Source organism: Streptomyces sp. NBC_00310, assembly GCF_036208085.1.
Taxonomy (GTDB): domain Bacteria; phylum Actinomycetota; class Actinomycetes; order Streptomycetales; family Streptomycetaceae; genus Streptomyces.
In genome coordinates this window covers 7,832,298-7,846,532 of sequence record NZ_CP130714.1, presented here as the reverse complement: position 1 = coordinate 7,846,532, position 14,235 = coordinate 7,832,298, and the positions used below count along the sequence as shown (strand labels likewise).

Sequence of the window (14,235 nt, the reverse complement as noted above, 5' to 3'; positions counted from 1 at the left end):
GTCGGCTGGGAGCCGAAAAGCTGCGCCAAGGGTTTCGCGACCGCCTCCGTCATCCGGACGCCCTGGCCCACCGTCCGCCGCACCCGTCGCCGTGCTCCGCCGCACCCGTCACCGTGCCTCGATCACCGCGGCGTGCATCCCGCGCTCGGGTGCCGCCCCCTTCGCCGTCAGGCCCGCCTCGTACGGGAACCGCGGGTCGTACGACGGGGCGGCGACGTTGATCGGCGGCTCAGCCTTTGGCGTCGGCCACGTGACGGGGAGCCGGCCGGTGGTCGGCGCAGGCGGCCGTTCGGTGCGTCACGGGGACGGGGCTGTCGACCGTGCCGGTGACGATGACGCGGACCTGGGCCGTGCCACCCTCGGCCACGGGGTACGCCGTGGCGTCGGCGGTCACGTTCGCGGGTGCGGCCGCCGTCGCCGTCGCCGTGGGAGGGGCGAACGACAGCGGGATCGGGCCGGACAGCGGAGCGGCCGAGACACCGCGTTCAACTCCCGTTTCCCCTTTGTGACTTGATGGGAGCCGACTGTCGACTTGGGCAGGCGGCAGGACGGCTGTACAACCGTTCGGGAGGGGTTCGGGTCAGGTAGTGCGAGAGGGTTACGGGGGGCGAGCGTGATGCTGCGGAGAGTTCTCGCGGTGCTGGGTGCGGTGGGCGGGGCCGTGCTGTTGAGCGGCTGCACGGCGCTCGAACTGCCGCTCGCGGCCGTGACGGTGGACGCGGACGGGGCGCCTCGGGTGCTGATCCGGCCCTGCGAGGACGACCCCTACGTGGGGCCGACGTTCTCGGGCTGGGCCGGTTCCTCCGAGGACGAGCCGAGCGAGGACGAGACGGACACCACGGTCTGGGAGACGGACGGCGAGTGGTCGGGGGACGCGGAGTTCCCGCTCTTCTCGCCGCCGGCGGCGTGGGGGGCCAAGGAAGCGGGCGAGCAGCGGCTCCTGTCGGGCCACACCTACACGTTCGTCTTCCATGACCAGACCGACGACTACGCCAACGGCGCGGTCACGTTCACCACGGCCGATCTCGGGCGGCTGAAGCGGGGGCAGGTCTGGGCGGACGACCGGGCGATGAGCGTCGAGGAGTTCGAGAAGGTCGCGGAGGAGTCGTGCTGACGGCTCCGCCGAAGGGGTGCGCCGGCGGGTGCGGGTGGGCGCGAGCAGCCACACCACCCGCGGCCGCCCACGCACCCCAGCCCGCCGAGCTCCTGGCGCACTACTCCGCCGGCTCGACCCCCGCCCGCAGCAGCCCGTACGTGTACGCGTCCTCCAGCGCCTGCCACGACGCGGCGATCACGTTCTCGGCGACGCCCACCGTGGACCACTCCCCCGTACCGTCCGTCGTGGAGATCAGTACCCGGGTCGTGGAGTTGGTGCCGTGCTTGCCCTCCAGGATGCGGACCTTGTAGTCGACCAGCTCCAGCTTGGCGAGCTGGGGGTAGATCTTCTCCAGGGCGACGCGCAGGGCGCGGTCGAGCGCGTTGACGGGGCCGTTGCCCTCGGCCGTGGCGACGATCCGCTCGCTCTTGGCCCACAGCTTGACCGTGGCCTCGTTGGCGTGGCTGCCGTCGGGGCGGTCCTCGACGATGGCCCGCCAGGACTCGGTACGGAAGTAGCGCTGGGGCTTGCCCGCGACCTCGTCGCGCAGCAGGATCTCGAAGCTCGCGTCGGCGGCCTCGTAGGTGTAGCCCTTGAGCTCGCGCTCCTTGACCCGCTCGACGACCCGGCCGACCAGTGCGCGGTCGTCGCCGAGGTCGACGCCCAGCTCCTTGCCCTTGAGCTCGATGGAGGCGCGGCCCGCCATGTCGGAGACCAGCATCCGCATGGTGTTGCCGACCTGCTCGGGGTCGATGTGCTGGTACAGGTCCGGGTCGACCTTGATCGCGGAGGCGTGCAGGCCGGCCTTGTGCGCGAAGGCGGAGACACCCACGTACGGCTGGTGGGTGGAGGGGGTGAGGTTGACGACCTCGGCGATGGCGTGGGAGATGCGGGTCATCTCGCGCAGGGCGCCGTCGGGGAGGACCTTCTTTCCGTACTTCAGCTCCAGGGCGGCGACGACCGGGAACAGGTTGGAGTTGCCGACGCGTTCGCCGTAGCCGTTGGCGGTGCACTGGACGTGGGTCGCGCCGGCGTCGACGGCGGCCAGGGTGTTGGCGACCGCGCAGCCGGTGTCGTCCTGGGCGTGGATGCCGAGGCGGGCTCCGGTGTCGGCGAGCACGGTGGCGACGACGGCCTGGACCTGGGCGGGGAGCATGCCGCCGTTGGTGTCGCAGAGGATCACCACGTCGGCGCCGGCCTCGGCGGCGGCGCGGACGACGGCCTTGGCGTACTCGGGGTTGGCGCGGTAGCCGTCGAAGAAGTGCTCGCAGTCGACGAAGACCCGGCGGCCCTGCGCGCGCAGGTGCGAGACGGTGTCGCGGACCATCTCCAGGTTCTCGTCGAGGGTCGTGCGCAGCGCCAGTTCCACATGCCGGTCGTGGGACTTGGCGACGAGGGTGATGACCGGGGCGCCGGAGTCGAGGAGGGCCTTGACCTGCGGGTCCTCGCTCGCCTTGCCGCCGGCGCGGCGGGTGGCGCCGAAGGCGACCAGCTGGGCGTGCTTGAAGGCGATCTCCTTCCGCGCGCGGGCGAAGAACTCGGTGTCCCTCGGGTTCGCGCCGGGCCAGCCGCCCTCGATGAAGCCGACGCCGAAGTCGTCCAGGTGCCGTGCGATGGCCAGCTTGTCCGCGACCGTGAGGTTGATGCCCTCGCGCTGGGCGCCGTCGCGCAGGGTGGTGTCGAAGACGTGGAACGAGTCGTCGAGCTCGCTGGTTTCCGTCATGGTCTCAAGGCTCCTGTGTTGGATCTCGGTCGTACCGGAATGACCGGCTCCACCGTCCTCCAATGATCCCTCGCGCTGCGCTCCCGGCTGGGGGTGGGCCAGAAAAGCGAAAAACCCCTCGCGGGTGCGAGAGGTCTGCGCGCGGGTCGAGAACGACGGTGTCCGCCCGTACCTGGTCGTACGTGGCGGTCACTGCGGACCGGCGCGCCTGCTGCCAATAATCGTGGCGAACGAGAGCACGGGGGCAGTCTGGCACAGACCGTCCCCGTGCTCACCGTCCGTCTCAGGATGCGAACAGCGCGCTGATCACCTCATGGTCACCGCGTGTGGCGTACGAAGACGTCCCGGGCCTCGTCGCTGTCACCGGCCGGGATCAGGGTCGGGTCCGCAGGCTCGAGGACGACCCGGCCGCCGCCGTCCGCGGTCCTGCCCGGGCCGCGTTCGATCACGTACCACCCGGGCGGCTGCTCGCGTGTTCGCGAGCAGCGGTCGTCCCGGGACTCGGTGAGGGACCGGCGTCGAAAGCCGAAGCCCGCCTCGGACGGCCAGGTCCGGGGCGGGCCTCAGGGGTTCAGGCGCTCAGCCCAGTTCGTGCATCCACCCGTGCTTGTCCTCCACCGTGCCGCGCTGGATGTTCAGCAGGGCCTCGCGGAGCTTGAGGGTGACGGGGCCGGGCTCACCGCCGGACTGCTGCCAGGCGGCGCCGGTGCGCTTGACCGTGCCGACGGGGGTGATGACGGCGGCGGTGCCGCAGGCGAAGACCTCGGTGAGGGCGCCGCTCTCGGAGTCGGCCTGCCACTGGTCGATGGAGATACGGCCCTCCTCGGCCTTGTAGCCGAGGTCGGCGGCGACCGTCAGCAGGGAGTCACGGGTGACGCCCTCCAGGATCGAGCCGGTGAGGGTGGGGGTGACGATGCGGTCGCCGTACACGAAGTACAGGTTCATGCCGCCGAGTTCCTCGACCCACGTGCGCTCGACCGCGTCGAGGTAGCAGACCTGGGCGCAGCCCTCGGCCGCCGCCTCGGCCTGGGCGAGCAGGGAGGCCGCGTAGTTGCCGCCGGTCTTGGCGTCGCCCATGCCGCCGGGGACGGCACGGACGTGGTCCTCGGAGACCCAGATGGAGACGGGCTTGACGCCGCCCGGGAAGTACGCGCCGGCCGGGGAGGCGATGACCAGGAAGAGGTACTCGTTGGCCGGCTTGACGCCCAGGCCGACCTCGGTGGCGATCATGAACGGGCGGAGGTAGAGGGACTCCTCGCCGCCGTGCGCGGGCACCCACGCCTTGTCCTGCTGGACCAGGACGTCGCACGCCTCGATGAAGGTCTCCACCGGCAGCTCGGGCATCGCGAGGCGCCTGGCGGACCGCTGGAAGCGCTGGGCGTTCATCTCCGGGCGGAAGGTGGCGACGGAGCCGTCGGGCCGCCGGTACGCCTTCAGTCCCTCGAAGATCTCCTGCGCGTAGTGCAGGGTCATGTTCGCGGGGTCGAGGGAGAGCGGGCCGTACGGCACGAGCTGACCGTCGTGCCAGCCGCGGCCCTCGGTCCACTTGATCGTCACCATGTGGTCGGTGAAGTGGCGGCCGAAGCCGGGGTCGGCCAGGACCGCCTCGCGCTCCGTGGCGGAGAGCGGGTGGGCGGACGGCTTCAGCTCGATCGTGGGCGTCGTCATGAATGGTTGTCCTTCACCGGTTGTGTGTGACGGGCCGCGCTCACATCCGCACACTGCCAGTGGCCAGTGTTAGGACGTCCGAGCATTCCCTCATCCCGCGGCACCTCGTTCGATTATCGCCCGGGGAGGGGCGTGCACGAAACGTGGATGACCGTGGACGAAAACGGTGCGATGCGCGGCCCAGGGATGATGGTGACACCCGGCGGGAACATGCGGAAGCCGCCGGGTGCTGGTGCGACCCGGCGGCTTCGAAAGAGTTCGGTGAGCGCGGCGGGTCAGCCGGCTACTCGTACGGCGAGGGCGTCGCCGATCTCGGCCGTCGAACGGGCGGGCTTGCCGACACGCTCCGCGAGGTCGGCGGAGACGGCCTCCTCGATCGCCGCGGCCTCGGCCTCGTAGCCGAGGTGGCGCAGGAGCAGGGCGACGGACAGGACGGTGGCGGAGGGGTCGGCCTTGCCCTGGCCGGCGATGTCCGGGGCCGAGCCGTGCACGGGCTCGAACATGGACGGGAACTCACCGGCCGGGTTGATGTTGCCGGAGGCCGCGACGCCGATGCCGCCGGAGACGGCCGCGGCGAGGTCGGTGATGATGTCGCCGAAGAGGTTGTCGGTGACGATCACGTCGAAGCGGGCCGGGTCGGTGACCAGGTAGATGGTCGCCGCGTCGACGTGGATGTAGTCGGTGGTGACGTCGGGGAACTCCACGGCCACCTTGTTGAAGATGTTCGTCCACAGGTGACCGGCGAAGGTCAGCACGTTGTTCTTGTGGACGAGGGTGAGCTTCTTGCGCGGGCGGGCCTGGGCGCGGGCGAACGCGTCGCGGACCACGCGCTCGACACCGAAGGCCGTGTTCACGGAGACCTCGGTGGCGACCTCGTGCTCGGTGCCCTTGCGGATCGTGCCGCCGTTGCCCGTGTACGGGCCCTCGGTGCCCTCGCGGACCACGACGAAGTCGATCTCGGGCTGTCCGGCCAGCGGGGTGGCGACACCCGGGAGCAGCTTCGAGGGACGCAGGTTCACGTGGTGGTCGAAGGCGAAGCGGAGCTTGAGCAGGAAGCCGCGCTCCAGGACCCCGGAGGGGACGCTCGGGTCGCCGATCGCGCCCAGCAGGATCGCGTCGTGCCGCTTCAGCGAGTCGAGGTCGGCGTCGGTGAGGGTCTCACCGGTGGCGTGGTAGCGCTTGGCGCCGAAGTCGTACTCCTTGGTCTCCAGCTTCACATCCTGCGGAAGGACGGCGGAGAGGACCTTGAGCCCCTGGGCCACGACTTCCTGACCGATGCCGTCACCGGGGATCACTGCGAGATTGAGGCTGCGAGACATGACGGCACCGTACTCCCTTGTCCCACGGGATGACACGAGGTGTCCGCGATACGGACGGTGCGGACGGGTGGCGGACGGGCGTACGGACGGATGACGGACAGGTGACGGCACCCACACGTCGCCACGCGTTCACCCGTACGTGTGGCGGGCGTTGGGATTCGCTGGGAACTTCGTCGACATGACCCTCCCTTCCAGGGGGACACCCCCCGGACCCCCCGTACCCGACTTCGGCATCCCGCCGCAGCTCGCGCGCCGGATGAGCATGGCCGAGCAGCACGAGTACCTGCGGACGAGGCTGACGCGGCGACGCACCCTGGTGACGGCGGGCTCGCTCGCGGCGGGCGGGCTGCTGACCGGCTGTGGCGACTCCGGATCGTCGGCCTCGCCGAACGCGACGACCTCGGCCCCGTCGCCCGCCACCTCCAGGGCGCCCGGCTCGGTCGTCTCCCCCTTCGGCCGCCATCTGGCCTTCGGCGCCGACCCGAAGACACAGATGCGGATCTCCTGGCAGGTGCCGCTCGCGGTGAAGAAGCCGTACGTGCGCGTGGGCCTGAAGCCCGAGGAGCTGAGCCGGAAGGTGGAGGCGGAGGTCCGCGACCTGCACACGCCGGGGGTCGAGGGCGTGCGCCTGGAACTGGAGCAGTACTACCTGCACGCGGCCCTGGACGGCCTGCGCCCCGGCACGACGTACTACTACGGCGTCGGCCACGAGGGCTTCGACCCGGCCTCCCCCGCCCACCGCTCGACGATCGGCACCTTCCGTACGGCGCCCGCCGCCCCGGAGAAGTTCGTGTTCACCGCGTTCGGCGACCAGGGCGTCGGCAAGGCCGCAGCCGCCAACGACAACCTGATCGTCCGCCGGAAGCCCGCGTTCCACCTCCACGCCGGCGACATCTGCTACGCGAACGGGAACGGCAAGGGGGTGGAGTCGGACGGCTACGACCCCGCGTTCTGGGACCTGTTCCTCAAGCAGAACGAGCCGGTGGCCAGATCCGTGCCGTGGATGGTGACGACCGGCAACCACGACATGGAGGCCTGGTACTCCCCGGACGGCTACGGCGGCCAGATCGCCCGCTGGTCCCTCCCGGACAGCGGCTTCGACCCGCGGTCGGCGCCGGGGGTGTACGCGTTCACCTACGGCAACGTCGGCTTCGTGGCGCTGGACGCGAACGACGTGTCGTACGAGATCCCCGCCAACTTCGGCTACTCGGACGGCCGGCAGACCAAGTGGCTGGACAGGAAACTGGGTGAGCTGCGGGCGGCGAAGGGGGTCGACTTCATCGTCGTCTTCTTCCATCACTGCGCGTACTCGACGTCCTCGCACGCCTCCGACGGCGGCGTCCGCGACACGTGGCTGCCGCTGTTCGCCAAGCACCAGGTGGACCTGGTGATCAACGGCCACAACCACGTCTACGAGCGGACCGACGCCGTCAAGGACGGCGAGGTCGGCAGGGCGGTGCCCATCGGCGCGTCGACCGACCCGACACGGGACGGGATCGTGTACGTGACGGCGGGCGGCGGCGGACGGGATCTGTACGGCTTCCCGTCCGGCGTGAAGGAGAGCTACGAGGGGCACGTCACCCGGCACGACGCCGTCGACACCTTCGAGTGGACCAGGTCACGCCGGTCCAGGGCGGAGACGGTGGAGTGGTCACGGGTGCGCTACCGGGGCTTCTCCCTGCTCTCGGTGGAGGCGGAGAGCGGCGCGCGACCGGTCCTGAAGGTGTCGGCGCTGGCACAGGACGGTGAGCGCATCGACCACTTCGAGGTGCGGCGCGGCGCGTAGGTCGTCTGCCCACGGCCGCACCGCACCCCATGGGGTCCCCCCGCTCGAGCGAAGCCGAGAGTGGGGGAGGGTGCGGCTCCCGACTGGTGGGGGCACCGAGAGCCCGCGTGTGCGGGCCGTTCGGCACCCGGTCGACCGGGCCGCTCAGTGCCCGGTCGAACCGCCGTTGTCCCTGCGGTCGAGGGCACGCTGGAGGGCGGCGGCGGCGTTCTTGCGGTCGGACTCGGTCGTCCGGGAAACGTGACGGACTCGGCGGCGGACGGTCGTCTCGGCCATGGGGAATCGACTCCTTCGAGGCAATCCGGAGTACGGAAACGGGAGGGGTACGAGACGCCGGATGGGGCGGGGAGCGGGGCCGCAGGGGTTGCCTGCCTCGGGCTCCGGCTCACGACCGCCATTCGCTGGATCGAGCGAGACGTTCGGCTCCTACAAAGCTAGGTGAGGTCGGCGCATCTGTCTCTACAACTAGTCGGACTTCCTACTATCTGAGACGGTGGATTGGGTCACACGGCGCTGACCTGCTGTTTCGCATGGCTGCGCAGCTCGCGGACCAGGGCCCGCACGACAGCGGTGGCGGCGAGCTCGGGTGAGGTGACGTACCCGACCTGACGGGTGGGCCGGTCCGGTCCGAGATCGGTGATCTCCAGGCCGAGCGGTGCCCCGGCGAGGGAGAGCGCGGGCATGATCGCCATGCCGAGGCCGCTGCCCACCATCGAGAGCACCGCCCCGTCGTCCTCGGCGCGGACGGTCGCGGTGGGGATCCAGTCCTGGGCCGCCCACCAGGTGCGGGTGTAGGAGGAGCAGTTCTCCTGCCAGTCGACGAGCGGCAGGGAGCGCGGGGCGGAGTGGCCGGCCGGATGCACGAGCGAGTACGGCTCTTCCAACAGCACGCCCCCGACCAGTTGCGGCGGGATCGGGGAACTGGTGCCGAGGGTGGCGATACCAAGGTCGGCCCGCCCCTCGGCGACCTCCCCGGCCGTGCCGGGCCCGATCTCCCGTACAACGGCGACGGTCGGCTCGATGGCGGGGTGCCGTGCGGTGAGGCGTTCGAGGACGGGTGGCAGGAGGTGGAGGGCGGCACTGCGGAAGGCAGCGATGCGGAGGGGGCCGGCGACGTCCTGGGGCTCCACGGCCCGCGTCTCCCGTACGAGCACGTCCAGCATCCGCAGGACACGACGGCCATGGGCGACGGCCCGCGCACCGGCCGCGGTCGGCCGGGCCCCGTACCGTCCGCGCTCGAACAGCACGACGCCCAGCTTGCGCTCGATGCCGCGCACCGCGTGCGAGACGGCGGACTGGCTCGTGCCGAGCCGACCGGCGGCGGCCGAGAAGCCGCCCTCCTCGGCGACCGCGACGAGGGTACGGAGTTCCTGCGGCGCAAGATCGACGGTGCTGCTCATTGCGGGTCCCCCACCTGCTGCCATGAGCGAGAGCTCATGGATGTGTGCGTTCCATGAGCGCAACCCTCTGCTGCGGTTCGGCATTCCTCCGTACGGTCCCGTCCATGACCGACACAGCGATCACCGTGCACCAGACCGCCCGCCCGAAGGGCTTCCCCACCCTCGACGACTTCGCCTTCGTGGAGTCCGGGCTGCCCACCCCCACCCCCGGCACGGCACTCGTCGAGAACCTCTACTGGTCGGTCGACCCCTACCACCGCGAAATGATGGACGGCGACTTCGAGTTGAACGCGCCGCTGGAGGGCCGCACGCTGGGCCGGATCGTGGCCTCGCGGGACCCGGGGCTGCCCGAGGGCGAGATCGTCTTCCACCGGCAGGGCTGGCGGACCCACGCCCTGGTGACCCCGCAGGAAGTCCGACGCCTGCCGCGGTACGAAGGCGTCCCGCTGTCCGCGTACTTGAGCGTGCTGGGCGGCACGGGCCTGACGGCGTACGTCGGTCTCACCCGGATCGCGCGGCTCCGGGAGGGCGACGACGTGTTCGTCTCCGCGGCGGCGGGCGGGGTCGGCACGGCGACGGGCCGCTTCGCGCGGCTGCTGGGCGCGGGGCGGCTGGTGGGCAGCGCGGGCTCACCGGAGAAGGTCCGCCACCTCACCGAACAGGTCGGCTACGACGCGGCGTTCGACTACCACGCGGGCCCGGTCTCGGACCTCCTGTCGAAATCCGCCCCCACCGGCATCGACGTCTTCATCGACAACGTCGGCGGCGACCACCTCGGCGCGGCGATCGGCGCCCTGCGCGACCACGGCCGCGTGGTGCGCATCGGCACGGTGAGCCAGTACAACACCCCGGACGAGCCCCCGGTCCTCTTCAACCACGCCGACGTGGTCGAGAAGAGCCTCCGCGTCGAGGGCTTCCTGGTCAGCAACTACCGCGACCTCCAGGACGAGCTGTACGACTTCGCCGTACCGCACCTGCTCAGCGGCGCGCTGGTGCCGAACGAGACGGTGGTGGAGGGCTTCGAGCGGATCGTGGAGGCGTTCTTGTTGATGCTGGGGGGTGGGAATGTGGGGAAGATCTTGGTGCGGGCGAGGGCATGATCTTGAACGCCGGTCGAGGCAACCTCAGCCCGTCCGGTCCTCGAGGACAAGGCCACTTAGGGGCCGATGGGGGGCTGGGGGCGGAGCCCCCAGGGAGCGGGGTCGAAGGGGCGGCGCCCCTGGGGGAAGGGAAGGGTAGGGGCGGCGGGGGCGAAGAAGCCCTCCGGGTCAGCGGGGCGGGGCCGGCGGGCGCGCCGCCAGGGACACCGACCTCAGGTACCCCGACGTAGACCGCTCCAGCCGAAGGCCGATCCCGTCGACGTCCGCCAACGCCCGCTCCACCTCGCCCTGTTCATGCCCGAAGAGGTCGATGCCCTCATAGACGACCGGGGAGGCCGGCGCGTCCGGCTGAGCCAGGTTGATCCAGTCGAGCCGCCGCCCTTCGTCCGCGGCCCCACAGACCAGCAGCTCGACCCCTTCGTAAGCGGCCCCGAAACTCCACCCCGCCCCGCACACCCACGTCTCCCGCACATCGGCGAGCGCGGCCACCGCCCACTGAGCCTCCCGCTCCCCCATCCCGAACCACAGCACCCCCGCCCCTCGGGGCAGGACAAGCCCTTCCCCAGGGCGGAGTTCGAAGTGGACCGGCATGGTGCCGAAGGGTAGCCGCCACACTCGTTCGCCGAGGCCCCAAGGCGCACGAGCTCGGCGACACGGGACACCGGACACGAAGGGCAAGCTCGCCCTGGCGATGCCCGACTAACCCCTCATGCACGCTTGACCAGTTGTGTTCTGTGGCAACTCATGCTGAACTTACCTAACCATCAAACACGCCGTCAGGGGTTATGCATCATGACCACCGCCCACCGCACCACCACCGTCCGCGGCCTGGACATCCACTACCGCGAGGCCGGCCCCGCCGACGCCCCCGTCCTCCTGCTCCTGCACGGCTTCCCGACCAGCTCGCACATGTTCCGCGATCTCATCCCCCTCCTCGCCGACGGCTACCGCCTCATCGCCCCGGACCACATCGGCTTCGGCCGCTCGTCGACCCCGGACGCAGGCGACTTCCCGTACACCTTCGCCGAACTCGCCGAGGTCACCGCGGAGTTCACCGAGCGGCTCGGCCTGAAGGAGTACGCCCTCTACATCCAGGACTACGGCGCCCCGATCGGCCTGCGGCTCGCCCTCGCGCACCCCGAGCGCGTGACGGCGATCATCACGCAGAACGGCAACGCCTACGAGGAGGGGCTGGGCAAGGAGGCCTGGGCTCCCGTGCTCGCGCTCATCGCCGAGCGGACCCCGCGGACCGAGGAACCGGTCCGCGAGATCTACTCGCTCGACGGCATCAAGTGGCAGTACCTGCACGGGGTTCCGGAGGATCTGCGGCACCTCGTCAGCCCGGACGCGTACGAGCACGACGCGGCCCTCATCGCCCGCCCCGGCCAGTCGGAGATCCAGCTCGACCTGATCTCCGACTACGGCTCCAACCTCGCCCTCTACCCCGCCTTCCACGACTACTTCCGCACCCGCCAGGTCCCCCTGCTGGCCGTCTGGGGCGCCCACGACGAGATCTTCGTCCCGGCCGGCGCCCTCGCCTACCAGCGTGACCTGCCGAAGGCCGAGATCCACCTCCTGCCCACTGGCCACTTCGCCCTGGAGACACACGCACCCCAGATCGGCGCGCTGATACGGGACTTCCTCAGCCGGACCCTCTGACGGACCCTCTGAGCGCCGCCCCCACCGCCTCCCCGAACCCCTCCGGATCCTCCACCCACGGCAGATGCCCGGCGCCGGGGAGCACCACCCGCCGTACCCGAGGCAGCGCCCGCTCCAGCGAGTCGACCGCCCAGCGCGGCCGGACGTCCCGCTCACCGTCGACGATCAGCACCGGCACGTCCAGGCCCTGGCAGGCGGCGTACAGCTCGGGGTCCCCCCAGCTCTCCTTCGTCTCCGTGCCCAGCACCTTGTCGCACTCGAAGTTGATCTCGAACCAGGGGTCCGCCATCCGCCCGGCATGCTCCAGCTCCAGCGCCCGCTCCCGGTCCTCGAAGTCGACCGACCACTGCAACACCGCCCGCTCCCGGTCCCCGTCCACCAACTCCCGCCACCGGGCGAACCGTTAGGGCGCCTCTCCCAGCCTCGCGCGGAAGTTCTCCTCGAAGGGCCCGCGCCAGGTGGACACCGGGTCGATACCCGTACCGCCCACTTACACGAGCCCCCCGACCCGCTCCGGGTGGGCCGGCGCATAGCTCAGCGCCAACTGGGCGCCCCAGGAGTGGCCGAGCAGCACGGGCCGATCGAGCGCGAAGTGCTGTCGTACGGCGTCCAGATCCGCCACGAACCGCTCGGTCGTCCACGGCCCCGCGCCCCGCTCCGGACGCCCGCACCCGCGCTGGTCCCAGCGGACGACGGTCGCCCGGTCGTCCAGCCGAGTTTGCGCCACGAGCCCGCCCGGAAACGGCGAAGGGCCGGGCGATCGCCCGGCCCCTCAAGCTCTCCGACCGACCCTCAGCCCATGTGCGGGTACGTGTAGTCCGTCGGCGGGACCAGGGTCTCCTTGATGGCGCGGGTGAGGGTCCAGCGCATCAGGTTCTGCGGGGCCCCGGCCTTGTCGTTCGTGCCCGACGCCCGGCCGCCGCCGAAGGGCTGCTGGCCGACGACGGCGCCGGTGGACTTGTCGTTGATGTAGAAGTTGCCGGCCGCGTAGCGGAGCTTGTCCATCGTGTACGCCGCCGCCGCGCGGTCGCCCGAGATGACGGAACCCGTCAGGGCGTAGGCGGACACCGACTCCATCTGGGTCAGCATCTCCTCGTACTCGTCGTCCTCGTAGACGTGCACGGCGAGGAACGGGCCGAAGTACTCCGTGGTGAAGACCTCGTTGGCCGGGTCGGTGCACTCCACGACGGTCGGGCGGACGAAGTAGCCGACGGAGTCGTCGTAGGAACCGCCCGCGACGATCGTACAGGTGGGGTCGGACTTGGCGCGGTCGATGGCGGCCTTGTTCTTGGCGAAGGAGCGTTCGTCGATGACGGCACCGACGAAGTTGGCGAGGTCGGTGACGTCCCCCATGGTCAGGTAGTCGACCTCGGCCGCGAACTCCTCCTTGAAGCCGGAGTTCCAGATCGACGCCGGGATGTACGCCCGGGAGGTCGCGCTGCACTTCTGGCCCTGGTACTCGAAGGCACCCCGGGTGAGGGCGGTCTTGAGGACCGCGCGGTCGGCGCTCGGGTGGGCGACCACGAAGTCCTTGCCGCCGGTCTCGCCGACCAGCCGCGGGTACGAGCGGTACTTCTCGATGTTCGCGCCGACCGTCTTCCACAGGTACTGGAAGGTCCTGGTCGAGCCGGTGAAGTGGATGCCGGCGAGGTCACGGTGTTCGAGTGCCACCTTGGAGACCTCGATGCCGTCGCCCGTGACGAGGTTGATGACGCCCTTGGGCAGACCCGCCTCCTCCAGCAACCGCATGAGCAGGACGGCCGCGTGGGTCTGCGTCGGGGACGGCTTCCACACCACGACGTTGCCCATCAGGGCGGGCGCGGTCGGCAGGTTGCCCGCGATCGCGCTGAAGTTGAAGGGTGTGATCGCGTAGACGAAGCCTTCGAGGGGGCGGTGGTCGAGGCGGTTCCAGACACCCGGGGAGTTGGCCGGGGGCTGCTCGGCGAGCAGGTCACGGGCGTACTTGACGTTGAAGCGCCAGAAGTCGACCAGCTCGCAGGGACAGTCGATCTCGGCCTGCTGGGCGGTCTTCGACTGGCCGAGCATGGTGGAGGCGGCCAGCGTCTCGCGCCAGGGGCCGGCGAGCAGTTCGGCGGCGCGCAGGATGATCGCGGCGCGGTCGTCGAAGGACATCGCGCGCCAGCCGGGCGCGGCGGCGAGGGCCGCGTCGATGGCGTCCTGGGCGTCCTGCCCGGTGGCGTTGCCGTAGGTGCCGAGGCGGGCCTTGTGGTTGTGCGGCTGCACCACGTCGAAGCGGTCGCCACCGCCCATCCGCCGCTCGCCGCCGATCGTCATGGGCAGGTCGATCGGGTTCTCGGCCAGCTCCTTCAGCTTGACCTCCAGCCGGGCGCGCTCGGGCGAGCCGGGGGCATAGCCGTGCACCGGCTCGTTGACGGGGTTGGGGACCTGGGTCACAGCGTCCATGGTTTCCGTGTCTCCTTGACGTGAGCGGTGTCGTGGGCCGTTGGGTGGCTGGCCGTTCTT

At 70.8% G+C, this 14,235-nt stretch carries 15 protein-coding genes; 4 read left to right on the top strand and 11 right to left on the bottom strand.

Features of this window, described 5'->3' with window-relative positions:
- Positions 1–229: 229 nt before the first annotated feature.
- Complete coding sequence (locus OG202_RS34445; protein ID WP_327727672.1) at positions 230–394, bottom strand: hypothetical protein; 165 nt, start codon at positions 392–394, stop codon at positions 230–232.
- A gap of 222 nt (positions 395–616) precedes the next feature.
- Here OG202_RS34445 and OG202_RS34440 point away from each other — a divergent pair, with 222 nt between their 5' ends.
- Entirely contained in the window at positions 617–1,114 is a 498-nt protein-coding gene (locus tag OG202_RS34440; protein WP_327727673.1) for a hypothetical protein, read from the top strand.
- A 100-nt stretch (positions 1,115–1,214) separates the two neighbouring features.
- Here OG202_RS34440 and cimA read toward each other — a convergent pair whose 3' ends face one another.
- The 4 genes from cimA to OG202_RS34420 all read right to left on the bottom strand — a co-directional run bounded on the left by cimA (position 1,215) and on the right by OG202_RS34420 (position 5,806).
- Positions 1,215–2,819, bottom strand: coding sequence for a citramalate synthase (cimA, locus tag OG202_RS34435; RefSeq protein ID WP_326577033.1), 1,605 nt, complete (start codon positions 2,817–2,819; stop codon positions 1,215–1,217).
- Positions 2,820–3,136: 317 nt separating this feature from the next.
- Positions 3,137–3,268 carry a hypothetical protein gene (locus OG202_RS34430; protein ID WP_326577035.1) on the bottom strand — a complete coding sequence of 44 codons (132 nt, stop codon included), beginning with the start codon at positions 3,266–3,268 and terminating at the stop codon, positions 3,137–3,139.
- Between the two features lie 130 nt (positions 3,269–3,398).
- The gene (locus OG202_RS34425) at positions 3,399–4,487 is read right to left on the bottom strand and encodes a branched-chain amino acid aminotransferase (RefSeq protein ID WP_326577037.1); all 1,089 of its coding nucleotides are present in this window, start codon (positions 4,485–4,487) and stop codon (positions 3,399–3,401) included.
- Positions 4,488–4,762: 275 nt separating this feature from the next.
- The gene (locus OG202_RS34420; RefSeq protein ID WP_327727676.1) at positions 4,763–5,806 is read right to left on the bottom strand and encodes a 3-isopropylmalate dehydrogenase; all 1,044 of its coding nucleotides are present in this window, start codon (positions 5,804–5,806) and stop codon (positions 4,763–4,765) included.
- Positions 5,807–5,984: 178 nt separating this feature from the next.
- Here OG202_RS34420 and OG202_RS34415 point away from each other — a divergent pair, with 178 nt between their 5' ends.
- Positions 5,985–7,592, top strand: a complete 1,608-nt coding sequence (locus OG202_RS34415; protein WP_327727677.1) for a purple acid phosphatase family protein — start codon at positions 5,985–5,987, stop codon at positions 7,590–7,592.
- 144 nt (positions 7,593–7,736) lie between these two features.
- On the opposite strand, the gene OG202_RS34410 is transcribed toward OG202_RS34415, so the two are convergent.
- Positions 7,737–7,868, bottom strand: a complete 132-nt coding sequence (locus OG202_RS34410) for a hypothetical protein (protein ID WP_005479955.1) — start codon at positions 7,866–7,868, stop codon at positions 7,737–7,739.
- A gap of 227 nt (positions 7,869–8,095) precedes the next feature.
- The gene (locus OG202_RS34405) at positions 8,096–8,992 is read right to left on the bottom strand and encodes a LysR family transcriptional regulator (RefSeq protein ID WP_327727678.1); all 897 of its coding nucleotides are present in this window, start codon (positions 8,990–8,992) and stop codon (positions 8,096–8,098) included.
- A gap of 104 nt (positions 8,993–9,096) precedes the next feature.
- Between OG202_RS34405 and OG202_RS34400 the strand changes: the two genes are divergently transcribed.
- A complete protein-coding gene (locus tag OG202_RS34400) occupies positions 9,097–10,092 on the top strand; it encodes an NADP-dependent oxidoreductase (protein ID WP_327727679.1) in 996 nt (331 codons plus the stop codon).
- 168 nt (positions 10,093–10,260) lie between these two features.
- On the opposite strand, the gene OG202_RS34395 is transcribed toward OG202_RS34400, so the two are convergent.
- The gene (locus OG202_RS34395) at positions 10,261–10,683 is read right to left on the bottom strand and encodes a hypothetical protein (protein WP_327727680.1); all 423 of its coding nucleotides are present in this window, start codon (positions 10,681–10,683) and stop codon (positions 10,261–10,263) included.
- A 201-nt stretch (positions 10,684–10,884) separates the two neighbouring features.
- Here OG202_RS34395 and OG202_RS34390 point away from each other — a divergent pair, with 201 nt between their 5' ends.
- The gene (locus tag OG202_RS34390) at positions 10,885–11,751 is read left to right on the top strand and encodes an alpha/beta fold hydrolase (protein ID WP_327727681.1); all 867 of its coding nucleotides are present in this window, start codon (positions 10,885–10,887) and stop codon (positions 11,749–11,751) included.
- On the opposite strand, the gene OG202_RS34385 is transcribed toward OG202_RS34390, so the two are convergent.
- The 3 genes from OG202_RS34385 to pruA all read right to left on the bottom strand — a co-directional run bounded on the left by OG202_RS34385 (position 11,735) and on the right by pruA (position 14,175).
- Entirely contained in the window at positions 11,735–12,106 is a 372-nt protein-coding gene (locus OG202_RS34385; RefSeq protein ID WP_328224079.1) for an alpha/beta fold hydrolase, read from the bottom strand. The genes OG202_RS34390 and OG202_RS34385 overlap by 17 nt on opposite strands.
- Before the next feature lie 135 nt (positions 12,107–12,241).
- Complete coding sequence (locus OG202_RS34380; protein WP_327727683.1) at positions 12,242–12,478, bottom strand: alpha/beta fold hydrolase; 237 nt, start codon at positions 12,476–12,478, stop codon at positions 12,242–12,244.
- A 65-nt stretch (positions 12,479–12,543) separates the two neighbouring features.
- Positions 12,544–14,175 carry an L-glutamate gamma-semialdehyde dehydrogenase gene (gene pruA / locus OG202_RS34375; protein WP_328224078.1) on the bottom strand — a complete coding sequence of 544 codons (1,632 nt, stop codon included), beginning with the start codon at positions 14,173–14,175 and terminating at the stop codon, positions 12,544–12,546.
- Positions 14,176–14,235 lie beyond the last annotated feature (60 nt).